Consider the following 16,442-nt stretch of genomic DNA (forward strand, 5'->3'; position numbering starts at 1 on the left):
GCGCAGTGACCCGCGACCCGGCCTGAGCGCCCGATCATCACGTTCCGTGATCAACCGGACGCCGCGCGAAGAGGGTCGTTTGAGCGCGCGAGATTCGTGCAGGCGTTGTGCTTGGAACGAAGACCGGCGAAAGGAACCACGTGATGGCGGCGCCCGACAACGACGAGTCGGTGGATCCCGCGGCTGTGAGACGACACCGCGTGCTGTTCCGGGCGATCGAGAAACGACGTCATCCGAAGCTGCGCCGCAGCGACATCACCGTGACCGACGAAGCGGCGGTCAAGCGCGCCACCAAGGCCGCCGCCCTCGGCAACGCGATGGAGTGGTACGACTTCGGCATCTACAGCTATCTGGCGGCGACGATCGGGAAGGTCTTCTTCCCCTCGGGCAGCGACACCGCCCAGTTGCTCGGCTCCTTCGCGACGTTCGCGGTGGCCTTCCTGGTGCGTCCGCTCGGCGGCATGGTCTTCGGGCCGCTCGGGGACAAGGTCGGCCGCAAGCGCATCCTCTCCCTCACCATGATCATGATGGCGGTGGGGACCTTCGCCATCGGTCTGGTCCCCTCGCACGCCGTGATCGGTCTGTGGGCCCCGGCCCTGCTGATCTTCTTCCGGCTGGTGCAGGGCTTCTCGACGGGCGGGGAGTACGGGGGTGCCTCGACGTTCATCGCGGAGTACGCGCCCGACAAGCGGCGCGGCTTCTTCGGCAGCTTCCTGGAACTCGGCACGCTCGCCGGCTACGTCGGCGCCTCCGGCCTCGTCGTCGTCCTGCAGACCCTTCTGAGCGACGACCAAATGCTGTCGTGGGGCTGGCGCGTGCCCTTCCTGGTCGCGGCCCCGCTCGGCCTCATCGGCCTCTACCTGCGGCTCAAGCTGGACGAGACGCCCGCCTTCCAGAAGCTGGAGGGCGGCCAGGCGAAGGCGAGCGAGGCCGCCGACGCCGTGGAGACCTCGGCCGCCGCCGACCTCGGGAAGATCTTCACCCAGTACTGGCGGCCGCTGCTGCTGTGCCTCGCGCTGGTCGCGGCGTACAACATCACCGACTACATGCTGCTGTCGTACATGCCGACGTACCTGTCCGACGAGCTGGGCTATGCCACCAACCACGGCCTGCTGATCCTGGTCGTGGTGATGGTGCTGCAGATGTGCCTCATCAACCAGGTCGGGCGGCTCTCGGACCGCTTCGGGCGCAAGCCGCTGCTGATGGCGGGGATGCTCGGCTTCCTTGTCCTGTCCCTGCCGTCGTTCCTGCTGATCCGGCAGGGCAACGTCGTCCTCATCACCCTGGGCCTGCTGCTGATGGGGCTCTCCCTGCTGCCGATGCTCGGCACGATGTCGGCGGCGCTCCCGGCGATATTCCCCACCCAGGTGCGCTACGGGTCGCTCTCGGTGGCCTACAACCTCGCCACCTCGATCTTCGGCGGCACGACACCTCTGGTGATCACCGCTCTGATCAGCGCCTTCGACTCGACCCTCATGCCGGCGTACTACGCCACGGGCGCCGCGGTGATCGGTGTCATCGCGGTGCTGTGCATGCGGGAGACCGCCAACAAGCCGCTGGCCGGCTCCCCGCCGTCCGTGGAGACGGAGGCGGAGGCGGAGGAACTCGTCCAGGCGCAGTCCCCCCAGCCCAAGTTCTGAGACCCCGTGGAATGCCCCGTCCGCCGTCGCGGGCGGGGCATTCCGCGGTTGGGTCCGGTCAGGCCGGGAACGCGGTGCGCACTACGACTGTCGAGGCGAGGCCGGTAAGGCGATGACCGAGTACGAACGTTCCCGCACGATGCCCGCGCAGCCCGAGCACGTCTTCGACCAGGCCGCGAACGTCGGACGGCTGGACAGCTGGCTGCCGGAGGCCCTGCACGTGGAGGCCGAGGAGCTGCCCGCCGTCACCGTGCACGAGGACCGCACCGACGAGGACACCTCCGCCGTGCTGCGCGCCCGGCGGGAGCAGATGCGGCTCGAGTGGGGCACCCGTGACCAGGGCGGCTACGCGGGCTGGCTCCAGGTCGCCGGTCTCGACGGCGGCGCCAGTGAGGTGACCGTGCACCTGTCGTTCTTCGACGCCGGCCACGACCCGGGCGAGCGCGCCGTCGCCGATGCCCTGGACACCAGCCTGCGGCGGCTGGAGGAGCAGGTGCGGCTGCACGTCGACCATCCGGCCGGCTGACCCGCCGTGGCGCGCGTGAGGCAGTACGCCGTCGCGGCGTCCGGGCAGGGGACCGACGAGGAGGAGGGCCGGCGCCGGCTGCCCTCCGGTGAGGTGCACGCCTGGGAGCCGGGCCGCAACGAGACGGTCTGCGGCCTGTCCCCCAGCCGCTCCCGGCTGGTCCGCTCCCCGCACGTCGGCCGGCCGGACACCTCCCCGGAGTCCGGCGGCGCCGCGGACCGGGTGCGGCGCCCGTGCCCGCGCTGCTGCTCGGTGGCGGGACGCCGCGGGCCGGACGCCCGCCCGCGGTGGCGGCGCATCGATCCAAGGCCGTGAAGGCGCCGGAACCGGTGGGCAGGAAAGCCGTCGTTCACCCGGGGTCCCGGGGCCGTCCGACACCGGCCGGGACACGGCCGGCCGCGGCGCATCCGCACAGCGGGCCGGGGGCCGGGTCGTCCGGGTGGGCCGCGCGGAGACCGTCACCCGCGCGCGGCGCCGGGCCGGGGCGCGCCGTCAGGGACGAGCGGGGCGTCGTCCGCGCCTCCCGCGTGGCTCCAGGTACGCATCCGCCGCCGGTGAGGGAAGCTCAGCGTTTCCCGGAGTCGTCCCGCTGGGCCTGCCGCCCCGCCGCGGCGACATCCCGCATGGCCAGCAGAAACCGCCGCACGACCGCCAGTTCCGCCTCGTCGAACGACCGCATCGAGTCGACCATCTCGTGGATCAGCGGCCCGAAGAAGGACCAGCCCAGCCGGACGGCCTCGTCCTGCACGACGAGCAGCACGCGTCGGCGGTCCCGGGTGTCCCGCTCCCGGCGTACACGACCGAGCCGCTCCAGCCGGTCGACCAGGGCCGTGGTCGACGCCGAGTTCACCCCCAACTGCGCACCCAGCCACCCGGGCGTGGCCCGCACACCCTCCCGGCCTGCGTCGAGCAGGTGGATCAACGCCCGTACATCCGTGGGGTGGAGCCCGTTGCGTCCGGCGAACTCGGCCGCGAACAGGTCCAGTTCCATCGTCACGACCCGCAGCAGATGAACCAGTCGCAGACCGGGATCCTGGTCGTCCATGCTTCACTCCCCTAATATCTCGCCTGTCGAGAGTATCGGTGAACGAGTCATACGGGTGGGGACATGGATGACACGGCAGCGTTCTTCGCGGCGTACGACGCCGTCCTGCGACGGTGGCCCGTGGAGGTGGAGGGCGTCGACGTCCCCACCCCCCTACGGCAGCACCCGGGTCCACGTCGCCGGACGTGAGGACGGCGCTCCCCTCGTTCTGCTGCCCGGCGGCGGAACGACCTCGACCGCCTGGTTCGCCAACGCCGGCGCCCTGGCCCCCGCTCACCGGATCCATGCCGTCGACCTCATGGGCGACATCGGCCGCAGCGTGCACGACGGAGCACCGCTACGCGGCGCCGCCGACCTGATGGCCTGGCTCGACTCCCTCTTCGACGAGCTGAAGCTGGACGGCGCGCATCTGTGCGGCCACTCCTACGGGGCCTGGATCGCCCTCACCTACGCACTGCACGCGCCTCATCGGCTCGGCAGGCTCGCCCTGCTCGACCCGGTCGGCTGCTTCACCGGCATGAGCCCGCGCTACCTCGCGCAGGCCCTGCCGATGCTGCTCAAGCCCACCGCCGAGCGCGTACGCGCCGTCCACCGTTGGGAGACCGGCCGCGACCCCGAGGATCCGGTGTGGCAGGCGTTCCTGGGGAGCACCGCCTCCGCGCACCGTTCGAAGGTCGTGGCGCTGCGCCGCCCCGCGGAGCGGGATCTCGCGACGTGTGCCGTCCCGGCCCTGGTCGTCCTGGCCGAACACAGCAGGGCTCACAACCCGCGGCGTGCGGCGGCCGCCGCACGGCGGCTCCTGCCCGGGGCGAGCGTCGTCATGCTGCCCGGTGCCACCCACCACTCCCTGCCCACCGAGCGACCCGCCGAACTCAACCGGCTGCTGGCGGAGTTCCTGGCCTGACCCCGCCGGCCCGCGTCCGCACCCCTAGCCGGCGGTACCGTCGGCACCTGCCATCGGCGACGGCCCGCGGTCCTGCCCGTTGCACACCGAGGAGGCGCCGCACGCGCCCCGGGGTCGGATGGGGACGCCGTTGGCCCGCAGGACCTCGCGGACGTCCAGGATCAGGGAGAACACCTCGCGGTTGCGGTCCTCGCCCTGCTCGTCCCAGGCCCGCTGCTCGGCCTCGACGGCCATCCGGTCCTCGGCGAACACCCGCTCGGTGAAGCGCCTGATGAGCGGCCAGGCCAGGTGCAGAGCGCCGGGAATCCGGGGCTTCTCGATCATGAGCAGGCCGAAGGTGTGGCAGCGGCGCTGCGCGGCGTCCTCGGGCACGTAGGCGACCCAGAGGCAAAAGGCCGGCCGCTCGGCGTTCTCCGGGACCAGGTCGAGGGTCTGGTACGGATACGAGGTGCGGATCGTCATGACGTCCCGGGAGTCGCTGCCGCCGATGCCCTCGGAGGCCAGCAGGCTGGCCCCGCGATTCCGCTTGCCCCCGGCATGACTGAACAGGTACCTGGCCTCCACCGACCGCTCGTCGGTCCGGAAGTCGAGCAGTTCGGGGTGGAGTCTGCCGACCACGCCCCGGTGGAGGAACTGGTGGTTCATGTCGAGCAGGTTCTCGTGCATGAACGAGTAGTGGCAGCGCACGGTCCGGGAGTACGTCATCGTCCTGTACCGCGGCGAGCCGAACGCCGGCAGGTCGGGCAGCGGGGCGGCGGCCGCCTTGTCCGGGTCGCCCGGGAACACGAACACCAGGCCGTACGCCTCGCGGACGGGGTAGCCACGCACGCCGCGCGGCGGCCGGCCGTCGCCCTTGGAGAGGTACGGGATCTGCGAGATGCGGCCGTCGCCCCGGTAGGCCCACGCGTGGTAGCAGCAGCGCAGGGCCTCGCCCTCCACGACGCCCATGCTCAGCGGCACCTGACGGTGGGCGCACCGGTCCTCCAGCGCGTACACGGTGCCGCTCTCCCCGCGGTAGAGCGCGATGCGCTCACCGGCGAAGACCGCCGCGAACGCCCGCTTGCTGCGCACGTTCTTCGACAGGGCGACCGGGTACCAGAAGTCCGGGTTCGCCCCGACGCGCCGGAGGTCGACCGTGCCGGTACTCGGGTCACGGTGCGCCGCGGGCTCTGCGGCCCCGGCAGGGAAGGTCCCGGCCTCGTCGGTCTCGGTCATACCTCTCCCTCACGCGTACGGGCAGCGACAGCCGCGCGTCGCGTCGGGCAGCACCGGGCTGCCGATGCGGGCGCCCCGGCACCGTCCATGCTGACCGCGACGCGCCGCTCACGCCCTGCCCGGCGCGTACGAACGGGTGACTGGAACGGGGTGCCTAGAGGTCGAGCGCGGGGAGATCGGCCAGGCCGGTGTCGAGCATGATGCGCTCCACGGTCCGGGGCAGGGTGCTGTCGGCGCCGATCACGGTCTCGACGCCGCCGGGCAGCAGGTCGAGTTCGCGGTACCAGTCGCGCAGCTGCGCCTCGCCGACCTCGTGCGCGATCGGCTTGGTGGCATGGCGCAGGAGGGTCTGCTCGAACGGCACGTGCAGGTAGTACGCGTGGGTCGGCCCGCGATGGTCGGCCCGCAGCCGGGTGAGCATCTCGCCGTAGTGGTCCGCGTACAGGATCCCTTCGACCACGACGTGGTACCCGGCGTCGAGGGCGTAGCGGGCCGTCAGATCGATCAGGCCGATGTTCGCCGCGCCGGGCCGGTCCCTCTCCCGCAGCACGATCCGGCGCAGATTGTCCTGCCCGACGAGCGCCAGCCCCCGCCCGAACCTCTCCCGGATCCCGGCCGCGACGGACGACTTCCCGGTGCCGCTGTTGCCCCGCACCACGACCAGCCGGGTCTGCTCCGTCCCCACCGTCGCGGAGGAGCCCGGACTACGAGACACGGTGCGGGCGTTCGGGAGCCGCGTCGGCCCTCACCCGTTCCGGTCTGCGCCCTTGCGCCGGGCCTGACGGCCACAGCCACGGGCGTCTGCGGGTGCGGCCCGCGACATCCGGGCCGTGCGCGGCCGCCACCGCCGTCATGACCGGCCATGCGAGGAAGGTCGTGGCGAGCTGGGCGAGGGCCCCGTCCGTGCCGATCGCGACGACCGCGAACACGGCGGGGAAGACGAGCGCACCGAGCAGTGCGCTCACGAGCGTGAATCCCCACGGGCGGGTGACGACGCGGGACGCGAGGGCCAGTCCACCCGCGAGGACCAAACCCATGAGCACGCCGGCGAGCAGGCTTCCTCCGGTGAGGAGCCCGCCGTAGCGCAGGTCCCGGGCGGCGAGCCGGGTGTCCCCGCCGGGGCGGAGGAACTCCACCAGGGCCACCCCCAGGGCGAGCGCGGCCCACGGGAGGACCGGAGCGCACGCCAGGAGCAGGCCCACCCGCACACCGCGCCCCGCGATGCCGCGTCTCTCGGCGCGCTCCACGTCAGGGCCTCACCAGTCCGCCGACCCACCAGTCGTGGGGACGGCCGTCGTTGGCGATGCCGCGGTTGCGCAGCGTCCCTTCGACGGTGAAGCCCAGCCGCTCGGCGACGGCGCGCGAGCCGGTGTTCCCGGTCATGGCCCACCACTCGATGCGGTGGACGTCGAGCGTGGCCCACCCCCAGTCGCACAGTGCCCGCGCGGCCTCGACCGAGTAGCCCCGGCCGCGCTGCTCCTTGACCGCCCAGTAGCCCAGTTCGTAGACGCCCTGGCTCACCTTGGTGAGGCAGTACGAGCCGACGAGGGCCGAGGTGTCCTTGCGGAACGCTCCGAGGATGTAGTCCTTGTCGGTGGCCCAGCCCTCGGCCCACTCCTCGCAGACCTTCTTCTCGGCGTCCTGCCGCCCGAAGGGCACGGGGACCGGTGTGTAGAACTGGATGTCCTGGTCCTGGCAGGCGTCGTACACCGCGTCCACGTCGCCCGTGTCGAACGCCCTCAGCACGAGACGCCCGGTCTCAAGTGTCACTGGATCCACCGCGTCAGTATGAGCGCCGCCCAGGGCCCACGACCAGCGAATATCACTGCGGATCGCGTCGGCGCGCGTCGCCCTGCGGGTGCCGGAGTCGTGAGGTCCGCCTAGGGTCGAGGAGATGTTCCGCGCCCGGCACCACCGACGCGGGCGCCGTTTCGACGGAGACAGGGAGCGTGGTCGGTGTGTCCCAGAATCGCCGGTTGATCCTGAGCTCGCCGTCCGAGGTCTGGGACCTGCTGTCCGACGGCCGTCGCTACGGGGAATGGGTCTCCGGCACACAGCAGGTCACCGCCGCCGACCCGCACTGGCCGGAGGTCGGAGCCCGTCTCCAAGTCCGCGTCGGCCTGGGCCCGTTGACGCTCGACGACGTCTGTGTCGTACGCATCTGTGAGCCCCGGCGCCGTCTGGAGCTGGAAGCCAAGGCGGACCCCTTCGGCGCGGCCCGCATCGCCATGAACCTGATCCCCTGGGGCGAACACACCCTCCTCGTCCTCGACTGGCATCCCCTGCGGGGCCCCGGCATCCGGATGCACGGGCTCCCGGTCGACTACTTCGTCTCGATCCGCAACGGCATGATGCTGACGAAGCTGGCCCGGATCGCCGTACGCGAGCACCGCGACAGCGCCGGCAGCGCACCGCAGGGCGCCCGCAGCGGCTGAGAACGGGTGCAGCAGAGCGCGGTCAGGCGGACGAGGGCGGGGGCGGGGCGTTCCAGGCAGGGCTCTCCAGCTCTCCCCCGGGGCTCGGCGCCGGTCAGCTCCCGGGGATGCGCAGAGCCAGGACGGCGACGTCGTCGTCGTTCCCGGCGGGGCGGACGCGGCGCAGGAGCTGGTCGGTGAACGAGGCCAGGGGCCGGTGGGCGAGGGCGGCGGCGTGCTGGCTCAGTTGTTTCAGTCCCTCGTCGAGGGTGCGGCGGGGCGCTTCGATGAGACCGTCGGTGTACAGCACCAGGGTGGAGCCGGGCGGGAGCTGCGCGGTGGCGTCCGGGCGCCGGGTGCCGGTCTGGGTGCCCAGGAGGATGCCGTGGCCGTCGGTGAGGTACTCGGCCAGACCGTCCCGGCTGATCAGCAGCGGCGGGGGGTGGCCGGCGTTGGTCCAGGAGAGTTGCCAGTGGCCGTCGTCGGCCGGTTCGATCCGGGCGAAGATCGTCGTGGCCATGGTGACGTCGGTGATGTGCTGGATCGCCTCGTCGAGCCGTTCGACGATCCGGCTGGGCGGTTCGTGCTGGGACCAGGCGTAGGCGCGGAGCATGTTGCGGACCTGCGCCATGCCGGCCGCCGCCTCCAGGTCGTGGCCGACGACGTCTCCGATGGCCAGGGCGGTGGACGCGTCGGACAGGGGGAAGGCGTCGTACCAGTCGCCGCCGACCTGTGAGGCGTCCGGTGCGGGCAGGTAGCGGACGGTCATCTGAAGGCCCGCGACACCCGGCATCTGCGGCAGCAGATGGTTCTGCATGGTCTCGGCGACCTTGCGCTGGCGCTGGTAGAGGCGGGCGTTGTCGAGGGCGAGGCCGGCACGGCGTGCGATGTCCTCGATCAGGGGGAGGTCCACGGGTGTGAAGGGTGCCGGGTTCTCGTCGCGGCCCAGGGTCAGCGCTCCCAGGACCGCGCGGGTGCTGCGGATGGGCGCGATGGCCGCGGAGTGCATGCCCGTGGCGTCGAAGAGGCGGCGCTGCTCGACCGCGATGCCGGAGTCCGGTGCCCCCTGGTAGGTCTGCGGGCCGGCCAGATTGGAGGCGACGCCGCGCAGGGCTCTGGAGAGCGGCATCGGGGATTCCTCGGGGATCGGCGGCATCGGCCCCTGCAAGTCCTCGCGGTGCGTGAGCGTGACGCCGTCGGCGTGGACCACGACGGTACGCCACACCTCGTCGCGCTCGGTGATCAGGTCGACGACCGCCCAGTCCGCGAGGCGGGGCAGGACCAGCGCGACCAGCCTGCGCAGCGCCTCGTCGACGTCGAGCGTGGAGGTCAGCTGCGCGGTGGTCTCCGCGAGCAGGGCCAGCCGGTGCAGCTCCGAGAGCGGCTGGGCCGCCGGCTCCGGCAGCGGGTCGGGGGCCCGGTCCTGCTCGGGGGTGTGGAAGACGACGAGCGTGCAGGCGTGGCGGCCGCCCACGTCGTACGGCGTGATCAGCCAGGAGATGCGCAGGAGGGTGCCGTCGGCGCGGGCGAAGTAGTCCTCGTCGGCCTGGGCGGTGCGCCCGGCGTGGAAGGCCTGCCGCATGGCGCACTGGGTCCGCGGCAGGGGCTGCCCCTGCGCGTCGCGGTGCAGCAGGTCATGTGCGTCATGCCCCGTCAGCTCGTCGGCGGACCGGCCGAGGAGCTGCTCGGCGCGGGTGTTCGCGGCGATGATGCAGCCCTGCTCGTCCACGACGTAGGCCCCGGCGCCGATGGCCTCCAGGGTCCCGGCCGGCACGACGGACGCTGTCGGCACGGACGGCCCGTGAACGGTCTCCGTGTGCTCCAGCCCCGTCATCGCGGACTCCCTGCTGATCGGGCCGGCGTCCCTGCCGCCGGCATGCCCTGTTTGCCTGCCTCCCCGTATGCCCATACGACAGTAAAATCCACGTCGCCCGACAGCGCGCGTCCTCCCGGCGGGCCGTGCGGGCCGCTGACCTGGGGTGCCGGGAACCGGGCGGGAGGGGGCGGAGCGGTCGGAGGCGCGGCGGAGCGTGCCGGCGCGTTCGTCGCGATCAGTGCGGCTCAGGTCGGTTCGACGTCGGTGTGCAGCGGGTGGTGGTCCGAGTACGGCGTCGGATGCACGCGGTGCCTGAGGGGGACGAAGCCGCGCAGGAACACGTAGTCGAACTTGCTCTGCCAGTCGGTGGTCGGCTGACAGGTGCCGGTGGGCGACGGGTGGCACTGCGGGTCCGCGTCCGTGGCCAGTGCCCAGATCCCCGTCAGTTCGGGAGAGTCCGGCACGGCGTTGAAGTCGCCGAGCAGGATCGCCCGGTCGTGCCGGGCGACCTCCGCGGCGAGGACGCGCGTCTGGTCCGCCCGGACCGTCTCCTGACGCCGTTGGGCGAGATGCGTGTTGAAGACCCGGACGGAGCGGTCGCCCACGGTGGTGGTGACGGCCATGTACCCGCGGTCTTCGGAGCCGCCGTCGGGATACTCCACGGTCACGGGGTCCGTCATCGGTGCCGCGGAGAGGATCGCCTGGCCGAAGGCCCCCGGACTCCACGGGGTTCCCCCGCAGCGGCCCCATTTCCGCAGTACCGACCCGTACTCGACGTGGTAGACCAGCCCGTGGAGGTTCCGCAGGTACTCCCGGATCCTCTCGACGTCACGCACGCACGCTTCCTGCATGCCGATGACCTGGGGCGCGGCCGCGGCGATCTCCGCGGCCCGGTCGACGTCGCTCACCTCGCAGGGGTTGCAGATGTTCCACGTCATGACCCGGTTCGGTACGACGTCCCTGAGGGCTTCCGCGGACTGGGCCCCGGCGAAGAGGGCACCGGTCGGTGCGCTCGGGCCGACCAGCGCCATGCAGAGCGCCAGCACGGCGCCCGCGAACAACCGCACCCCCGTGCTCCTACCGAGCACCCTCGCCTCCTCACGGTGGACCCACATGGCCTCTGGGCCTTCATGAACGAGGTTATGGGACGAGGCCGTCGGCGACACACGCCCTGTGCGATCTCGTGATCGCGACGCCCCGGCCCCCTTGCAGCCGGGAACCGCCGAGGCCCGTGCCACGCTCCCCGCTCCTGGCGTCTTGGATGGTGAGGGACCAGGCTGTGCGTAGGGTGGTCGGACTGATGATCGACGCAGGCGGTGAGGCATGGACTGGCAGAAGTTCGCCGAGGAGATGGCCCTGCTCGCGCGGAGCCTGCTGAAGCAGGACTCGGTGCAGCAGACGCTGGACGAGATCGCGGCGTCGGCCGTGAAGCTGGTGGACGGCTGTGACGCTGCCGGGATCCTCGCGGTGCGCAAGGGCCGCGCCGTCACGCTGGCCTCGTACGGCGACATGGTCGAGGAATCCGACCGCCGGCAGGGCGAGCTGGGCGAGGGCCCGTGCTTCGACCTCGCCCGCCGCACCGACGAGGAGCGGGTGTTCCGGATCGTGGACATGACCAAGCCGCAGCCGGACTGGCCCCGCTACGCCGAGGCCGCGCGCGAACTGGGCATCGGCAGCATGACCGGGGTCCTGCTCTACACCCATGAGGAGGACTTCGGCGCGCTCAACCTGTACTCCCGCCGCCCCGGCACCTTCACCGAGGACATCGCGACCGCCGGCTGGCTGCTCGCCTCGCACGCCGCGGTCGCCCTCGCGGACGCCCGCACCATCGACCAGCTCGAACACGCCCTGGAGACCCGGCACGCCATCGGCGAGGCCATGGGCATCCTCAGGGAACGCCATGGGCTGAGCGACGAGGAGGCCTTCAGCGTGCTGCGGAACATCTCCCAGCATCACAACATCAAACTGCGGGACGTCGCCCAGCGGGTCAGGGACAAGCGCACCGACGATCCGGCGTGAGCGCCCTGCTCAGGTGCGGGTGAGCAGGTCGGCGACCCGGGCGATCATCTGGCTCTCGGCACCGTTGCGTACGGTCGTCGGGTGGTAGGCGAGCACGAAGCGCCGTCGCTGATCACGAGTGGAGAACGCAGCGTTCTTGTAGCCGTACGTCTCACCGGTCTTGCCCCAGAGGGTCACGCCGTTGACGGTGGCCTGCTGAAGCCCGGTGCTGTAGCGGGCCGGGGAGCCGTCCAGCATGCGCACGTCGTCCGGCGGCAGCGTGAACATGAGCCGGAGCAGCTCCGGCGGCAGCAGTTCGCCGGAGAACAGGGCGGCGAGCAGCCGGTCGAGGTCGCCCGTGGTGGAGATCATGTCGCCCTCGCCCCGGGCGGACGACTGGTCGTACGCGGTGATGTCCTCCAGGCCACCGTCCGCCATCGACAGGTAGCCGTGCACGTGTCGGCCGTGGATGCGCGGATCGTTGCCGGGTACGACGGTGTGGGCCAGGCCCAGCGGGCGCAGGATGCGGGCCGCGACGGCCTCTCCGTACGGACGGCCGGTCACCTTGTCGATGATCAGTGCGGCCAGTACGTAGTTGATGCCGCGGTACTCCTGCCGAGCCCCCGGGGCGAATTTCAGCGGTCCGTGCGTCGCTGTCGCCACCCACTCCTGCGGCGTCCAGTGATCGAAGCGGTGGCGTAGGACATCCTGAGCGGTGACCGGTTCGGGGATGCCGACGTGGTCCGGCAGCCCGCTGGTGTGATTCAGCAGGTGCGCGACGGTGACAGGCGCGAAGCGGGCCGGCAGCAGCCCCGGCAGGACGCGCCGCACCGGCGCGTCCAGCGCGACCCGGCCGTCAGCCACCAGTTGCAGCACCACTGTGGCGACGAAGACCTTGGTGATGCTGCCGATGCGGACCTTGTCGTGCACCGTCACCGGCCGTTGCGTCCTGACGTCGGCCACGCCCGAGGTGTCACGCCAGTGGCCGGCCGCGCCGCCGACTCGCAATTGGGCCGCGGTCGACGGCGGATGCTCGAGGTCGTGGATCGCCGCCCGCAGTGCGGTGCCGTCCAGTGGCGGGAGAGGCGTGGGAGGGGCGGGAGATGCGGCGGCGCGACGCGCGGGCAGCACGGCAGTGGCGGCCAGCGCGGCCGCACCGGACAGGGCGGCCCCCGCAAAGGCCCTTCGTGACATGCAAGTCGAGGTCATACCCCGCACACTGTCAGCGCGTGGGTGACCGGGCATCGGGGTCGCCCCGGAGGGATCCCCGACTGCCCCCTGACACCGGGATCCGGACACGAAGGGACTAGCGCACGAGCTTCCAGTCCTGTGAGCCGTCGGCGGCCGTGTCCTGGAGGGTCAGCGGTGCCCCGTCGGAGGCGCCGGTCAGATAGAGGGCGGTGTTCTTGAGCGCCTGGAGCCGGAAGTAGCCGTCAGAGGCCTTGACGACTTTCCAGGTTCCCGTCGCACTGTCGTCCACCCACTGGCCGATCCGCCGGCCGGCCGTCGCGCTGCCCGTCCAGATGGCCGCTGCCCTGCCGCCCGACTTGTTCAGCAGGGTCGTACCGCCGTTCGGCGCGGTCACCACGTGCCAGTACTGGGTGTCCCGCTCCGCCGCGGCCCCGGCGTCCTCCAGGACCACGTCGGGGGTGTCGCCGTTGCCGAGGTTGGCGTCGTTGGTGTTGTTGCCGGTGCCGATCACCTGGCCGGTCTTTCGGTTGACGAGCCGGTAGTAGGCACCGTCCGAGTCCCCGAGGTCGACCTCGGCGTAGGCGATCGCGGAGGCGCCCTGGTTGTTGAGGATCGCGACGCGGCCGGTGCCCCCGACGTACTGGAGGTTGCGGCTGTAGCCGGCCCGCGAGGTCGTCTGGTACTCCGTCCACACCCCGTCGCTGCGCCCGCTCTCGTTGACCCAGACGCTGCCGCTGCCCGCCGCGTTGTAGACCAGACGCCCGTCGGGAAGCCGGATCAGGACCGGACTGCCGCCGCCCACGAGCGGACGGGAACCGGCGACGACCGGCAGCGAGCCGACGGACATGCCGGTCTGGCTGCCCCGGAAGAACGTCAGCGGATCGTCGGCGATGACGTAGCGGGTGTTGGCCCCGCCGCCCCAGTATTCGAAGGTGAGCATCCACTTGCCGTCCGTCGTGGCGACGACGTTGGTCATGCCCGGCCGGCCCCCGCCGATCTCGGTCTTGCCGCCGCCCAAGTCCTGGACGGATCCGGACACGTCGACGACGGGGTCGCTCCAGGCGGCGCTTGTGCCGTCCCAGGTCCGGTGCACGAGGATCTGGCCGTGCGAGTCGGTGGCCGTGTCGTTTGCGGGGTCCTTCTTCGGGACGCCGGTGACCGGGTCGAAGCCGATGTAGTCGTTCTCGTCGGAGTAGAAGCAGACCAGCTTGCCCTTGTGGACCATCAGGTACGGCTCCCAGAGCGGATCCACCTGCCGGTGCCTGTTGGCGGCGGCGATGTTCTGCCCGACCGCGCCCGCGCTGCCGCCCTGCCAGCCCGCCGTGGCGACGACGTTGAGGACCTTCCAGCTGCGGCCCTGGTCGGTGCTGGAGTACAGGGCCATCGCCATGTCGCTGCGGTCGCCGTCGTTGGACGGGGTCCAGTCCGGGTCGGCCGCCTTGTGTTCCTCGTAGTAGGCGTCGTCACCGGAGACGACGCTCGCCAGGAGCAGCGTGCCGGCCTTGAGCGCGCCGACGCTCTGCGGAAGCACGTAGAGGTACGGGTTGGTCCAGTTGCTCGTGTACGTGGCGTACTTCGGGTCCTTCGAGAGGTACGCCGGAGCCTTGACCTCGGACAGCGGCTGCCAGCTCGTCCCGTCGTCGTCACTCTTGTAGACGGGCAGGGTCTGCCCGTCGGCGCTGCCCGACTTCGGTACGACGGTGGACTTCTCGAACGACGCCACCAGGCGCCCGCCGGGCAGTTGGGCCGTCTTCGGGTAGATCGCGCAGTTGCCCCGCCCCTTCAGGCACGCGTCACCGCCGAGCTGGTAGAGGATCCCGCCCGTCGGGTTGTACGCCTGCGCGCCGGACGCGGGGACGGCCAGCAGCGCGGCCGCCGCGCCGAAGGTGCCCAGCGCCCTTCCCAGGTTTCTTCTGTTCATAGCTCCTCCTTCAAGGGTGTGACGCCTGGTCAGGCGTCCGGGGTCGTGCCGCCGTCCTCGGCGACGAGGACGCGGACGTCCCACGGGCCCAGGTCCAGCTCCGCACCGGCCGGTACGAGGCCGCCGTTCAGGACGTCGGACGGGTCCACCGGGGACTGGACCCGCGTGGACTCCCAGCTCCGGTTGTGCATGACGAACTCCCGCCGATGGCTGAGGAAATGGCACGCCGAACACGGGCGTGCGGGGAAAGGGTGAGGACTCCCGGGACGGGAAGATCACGGGTGGAGGAGAGTGCTGTCGCAGCGGTGGCGTCCCGTCGCTGCCGCCTGGAGGAAGGGCGCAGGCGCGTCGTTGGCGTGACGGACTGTCCGCGGGGAGCGTGGGCGGGCCGGGCGAGGGAAGTCGGGAACAGGATCGGTACGGTGGCTCGCCTCACCGTTCCCTGCCCGGCCGGAGCAGAGCTGTTCGTGCTACCGGTCGGTGTGGGTCAGTTCTCCGTGAGTACACCTCCGCCGGGGCTGGGAACGGGTCGGCCCGCGCTCGGGGAGAGGACCGGCGTCCTGCCGCGGCCCGGGGTCTTCCGGGTGGGCGGGGGCGCGGTCGAAGCGCGGACCACGAGGTCGACCGGTGGTTCACCGGCCGGCAGCGCGGGCGCGTCCGGGTTCTTGATGGAGTGCACGAGGCGTTTGAGTCCTTCGCGCGCCACGGTGTCGAAGGGCTGGCGCATCGTGGTCAGAGGGGGAGTCACATGGGCGGCGACAGGAATGTCGTCGAAACCCATGACGCTGACGTCCTCAGGGACACGCCTGCCGGCTTCCGCCAGCGCCCGGACGAGACCGATCGCCATGTCGTCGTTGGCGGCGAACACCGCGGTCATGCCGTCGTCGGAGGCCAGTTCCCGGCCCGCCGTGTAGCCGCTCGACGCCGACCAGTCGCCCTCGACGACACGGGGTACCGTCCTGCCGTGCGCGGCGAGGGTGGAGCGCCAGCCCTCCAGCCGGTCCCGGGCGGCGTACCACCGCTGGGGGCCGGCGAGGTGATGGACGGTGTCGTGCCCCAGTTCCAGCAGATGCTCGGTCGCCGTACGCGCCATCAGATCGGCGCCGACACCCGCGGCCAGCGTCCTGGGCCTGGACAGGGGCGGCGCCCCGAGGACGAGGACCGGTACGTCTACGCCTGCGGAGAGGTCGTCGCCGTGTCCGTCGTCGATCGGCTCGGAGATGATGATGCCGTCGACGCCCTGCTCCAGGAGCGAGTCGACGGCTCCGGCGACGCCCGTCGGGTCGTCTTCCAGGGTGTTGACCACGCGGAGGGCGTATCCGGTGTCCCGTACGGCCCGTTCGACCCCCATGATCAGTGAGGCGGGTCCGTACAGGGCGGTGCCCAGTGTCACCACGCCGATGGACCGCGTACGTCCGGAGGCCAGGGCCCGGGCCGCGTTGTTCAGCCGGTAGCCGAGTTCCTCGGCGGCTTCCAGGACGCGTCGGCGCACTTCGGCGGAGACGTACGGCTCGTCGTTGTAGACCCGGGACACGGTTTTCTGCGAGACACCAGCCAGCCGGGCCACATCCGCACTGCGTGGTGCGCCGGGGCCGCTGCCCCGCCTTGTGCCTTGCCTCATGGCGACTCCGGGTGGTCGTGACCAGTGTCGGCCGACGGCCGTATGACTGCGCTGACATGTCTACGCAGTCATACTGTCGTCGTCAAGCGTCCGGACCAGATTCGTCACCATGCGCGGGCGTCGGCCGAACCCGTGACAGAGCAGCCTCCCG

At 71.6% G+C, this 16,442-nt stretch carries 17 protein-coding genes; 6 read left to right on the forward strand and 11 right to left on the reverse strand.

Features of this window, described 5'->3' with window-relative positions:
* Positions 1-143: 143 nt before the first annotated feature.
* From proP to IE153_RS00935, 3 genes are all read left to right on the forward strand, one after another.
* Positions 144-1,640: a glycine betaine/L-proline transporter ProP gene (gene proP / locus IE153_RS00925; RefSeq protein WP_189587624.1), complete on the forward strand. Its 1,497-nt coding sequence runs from the start codon at positions 144-146 to the stop codon at positions 1,638-1,640.
* A 112-nt stretch (positions 1,641-1,752) separates the two neighbouring features.
* Entirely contained in the window at positions 1,753-2,166 is a 414-nt protein-coding gene (locus IE153_RS00930; protein ID WP_189587625.1) for an SRPBCC family protein, read from the forward strand.
* A 6-nt stretch (positions 2,167-2,172) separates the two neighbouring features.
* A complete protein-coding gene (locus tag IE153_RS00935) occupies positions 2,173-2,481 on the forward strand; it encodes a hypothetical protein (protein WP_189587626.1) in 309 nt (102 codons plus the stop codon).
* Positions 2,482-2,731: 250 nt separating this feature from the next.
* Here the strand turns inward: IE153_RS00935 and IE153_RS00940 are convergent, their stop codons facing one another.
* The gene (locus IE153_RS00940) at positions 2,732-3,211 is read right to left on the reverse strand and encodes a MarR family transcriptional regulator (RefSeq protein WP_189587627.1); all 480 of its coding nucleotides are present in this window, start codon (positions 3,209-3,211) and stop codon (positions 2,732-2,734) included.
* Positions 3,212-3,278: 67 nt separating this feature from the next.
* Here IE153_RS00940 and IE153_RS00945 point away from each other — a divergent pair, with 67 nt between their 5' ends.
* The gene (locus IE153_RS00945) at positions 3,279-4,115 is read left to right on the forward strand and encodes an alpha/beta fold hydrolase (RefSeq protein ID WP_308432111.1); all 837 of its coding nucleotides are present in this window, start codon (positions 3,279-3,281) and stop codon (positions 4,113-4,115) included.
* A gap of 24 nt (positions 4,116-4,139) precedes the next feature.
* Here IE153_RS00945 and IE153_RS00950 read toward each other — a convergent pair whose 3' ends face one another.
* The 4 genes from IE153_RS00950 to IE153_RS00965 form a co-directional block, all read right to left on the reverse strand.
* Positions 4,140-5,330, reverse strand: coding sequence for a Rieske 2Fe-2S domain-containing protein (locus tag IE153_RS00950; RefSeq protein WP_189587628.1), 1,191 nt, complete (start codon positions 5,328-5,330; stop codon positions 4,140-4,142).
* A gap of 154 nt (positions 5,331-5,484) precedes the next feature.
* Positions 5,485-6,045, reverse strand: a complete 561-nt coding sequence (locus IE153_RS00955; RefSeq protein ID WP_229828601.1) for a P-loop NTPase family protein — start codon at positions 6,043-6,045, stop codon at positions 5,485-5,487.
* On the reverse strand, positions 6,035-6,577 hold the full coding sequence (locus IE153_RS00960; RefSeq protein ID WP_189587629.1) for a hypothetical protein: 543 nt from the start codon (positions 6,575-6,577) through the stop codon (positions 6,035-6,037). The genes IE153_RS00955 and IE153_RS00960 overlap by 11 nt, the downstream gene beginning before the upstream one ends.
* A gap of 1 nt (position 6,578) precedes the next feature.
* The gene (locus IE153_RS00965) at positions 6,579-7,109 is read right to left on the reverse strand and encodes a GNAT family N-acetyltransferase (protein WP_189587630.1); all 531 of its coding nucleotides are present in this window, start codon (positions 7,107-7,109) and stop codon (positions 6,579-6,581) included.
* 179 nt (positions 7,110-7,288) lie between these two features.
* On the opposite strand from IE153_RS00965, the gene IE153_RS00970 reads away from it, so the two are divergent.
* Positions 7,289-7,765: an SRPBCC family protein gene (locus tag IE153_RS00970; RefSeq protein ID WP_189587631.1), complete on the forward strand. Its 477-nt coding sequence runs from the start codon at positions 7,289-7,291 to the stop codon at positions 7,763-7,765.
* A 94-nt stretch (positions 7,766-7,859) separates the two neighbouring features.
* On the opposite strand, the gene IE153_RS00975 is transcribed toward IE153_RS00970, so the two are convergent.
* Together IE153_RS00975 and IE153_RS00980 are read right to left on the reverse strand one after the other, a co-directional pair.
* The gene (locus tag IE153_RS00975) at positions 7,860-9,578 is read right to left on the reverse strand and encodes a SpoIIE family protein phosphatase (protein ID WP_189587632.1); all 1,719 of its coding nucleotides are present in this window, start codon (positions 9,576-9,578) and stop codon (positions 7,860-7,862) included.
* Positions 9,579-9,805: 227 nt separating this feature from the next.
* Positions 9,806-10,675 (reverse strand): endonuclease/exonuclease/phosphatase family protein, encoded by an 870-nt coding sequence (locus IE153_RS00980; RefSeq protein WP_189587633.1) that lies wholly within the window; start codon positions 10,673-10,675, stop codon positions 9,806-9,808.
* Positions 10,676-10,883: 208 nt separating this feature from the next.
* On the opposite strand from IE153_RS00980, the gene IE153_RS00985 reads away from it, so the two are divergent.
* Positions 10,884-11,579 (forward strand): GAF and ANTAR domain-containing protein, encoded by a 696-nt coding sequence (locus IE153_RS00985; RefSeq protein WP_189587634.1) that lies wholly within the window; start codon positions 10,884-10,886, stop codon positions 11,577-11,579.
* A 9-nt stretch (positions 11,580-11,588) separates the two neighbouring features.
* Here IE153_RS00985 and IE153_RS00990 read toward each other — a convergent pair whose 3' ends face one another.
* From IE153_RS00990 to IE153_RS01005, 4 genes are all read right to left on the reverse strand, one after another.
* Positions 11,589-12,767: a serine hydrolase domain-containing protein gene (locus IE153_RS00990; RefSeq protein ID WP_189587635.1), complete on the reverse strand. Its 1,179-nt coding sequence runs from the start codon at positions 12,765-12,767 to the stop codon at positions 11,589-11,591.
* Between the two features lie 97 nt (positions 12,768-12,864).
* Positions 12,865-14,670 carry an RICIN domain-containing protein gene (locus IE153_RS00995; protein ID WP_189587636.1) on the reverse strand — a complete coding sequence of 602 codons (1,806 nt, stop codon included), beginning with the start codon at positions 14,668-14,670 and terminating at the stop codon, positions 12,865-12,867.
* Between the two features lie 29 nt (positions 14,671-14,699).
* Positions 14,700-14,861, reverse strand: coding sequence for a hypothetical protein (locus tag IE153_RS01000; protein WP_189587637.1), 162 nt, complete (start codon positions 14,859-14,861; stop codon positions 14,700-14,702).
* Between the two features lie 296 nt (positions 14,862-15,157).
* Positions 15,158-16,291, reverse strand: a complete 1,134-nt coding sequence (locus IE153_RS01005) for a LacI family DNA-binding transcriptional regulator (RefSeq protein WP_189587638.1) — start codon at positions 16,289-16,291, stop codon at positions 15,158-15,160.
* Positions 16,292-16,442 lie beyond the last annotated feature (151 nt).

Origin of the sequence: Streptomyces massasporeus (assembly GCF_014648995.1) — a bacterium.
Lineage (GTDB): Bacteria > Actinomycetota > Actinomycetes > Streptomycetales > Streptomycetaceae > Streptomyces > Streptomyces massasporeus.

Bases quoted from the DNA above. Each gene is read 5' to 3' on its own strand.
- proP (WP_189587624.1), top strand. From the start codon at position 144: ATGGCGGCGCCCGACAACGACGAGTCGGTGGATCCCGCGGCTGTGAGA.
- IE153_RS00930 (WP_189587625.1), top strand. From the start codon at position 1,753: ATGACCGAGTACGAACGTTCCCGCACGATGCCCGCGCAGCCCGAGCAC.
- IE153_RS00940 (WP_189587627.1), bottom strand. From the start codon at position 3,211: ATGGACGACCAGGATCCCGGTCTGCGACTGGTTCATCTGCTGCGGGTC.
- IE153_RS00945 (WP_308432111.1), top strand. From the start codon at position 3,279: ATGACACGGCAGCGTTCTTCGCGGCGTACGACGCCGTCCTGCGACGGT.
- IE153_RS00950 (WP_189587628.1), bottom strand. From the start codon at position 5,330: ATGACCGAGACCGACGAGGCCGGGACCTTCCCTGCCGGGGCCGCAGAG.
- IE153_RS00975 (WP_189587632.1), bottom strand. From the start codon at position 9,578: ATGACGGGGCTGGAGCACACGGAGACCGTTCACGGGCCGTCCGTGCCG.
- IE153_RS00980 (WP_189587633.1), bottom strand. From the start codon at position 10,675: ATGTGGGTCCACCGTGAGGAGGCGAGGGTGCTCGGTAGGAGCACGGGG.
- IE153_RS00985 (WP_189587634.1), top strand. From the start codon at position 10,884: ATGGACTGGCAGAAGTTCGCCGAGGAGATGGCCCTGCTCGCGCGGAGC.
- IE153_RS00990 (WP_189587635.1), bottom strand. From the start codon at position 12,767: ATGACCTCGACTTGCATGTCACGAAGGGCCTTTGCGGGGGCCGCCCTG.
- IE153_RS00995 (WP_189587636.1), bottom strand. From the start codon at position 14,670: ATGAACAGAAGAAACCTGGGAAGGGCGCTGGGCACCTTCGGCGCGGCG.
- IE153_RS01000 (WP_189587637.1), bottom strand. From the start codon at position 14,861: ATGCACAACCGGAGCTGGGAGTCCACGCGGGTCCAGTCCCCGGTGGAC.
- IE153_RS01005 (WP_189587638.1), bottom strand. From the start codon at position 16,291: ATGAGGCAAGGCACAAGGCGGGGCAGCGGCCCCGGCGCACCACGCAGT.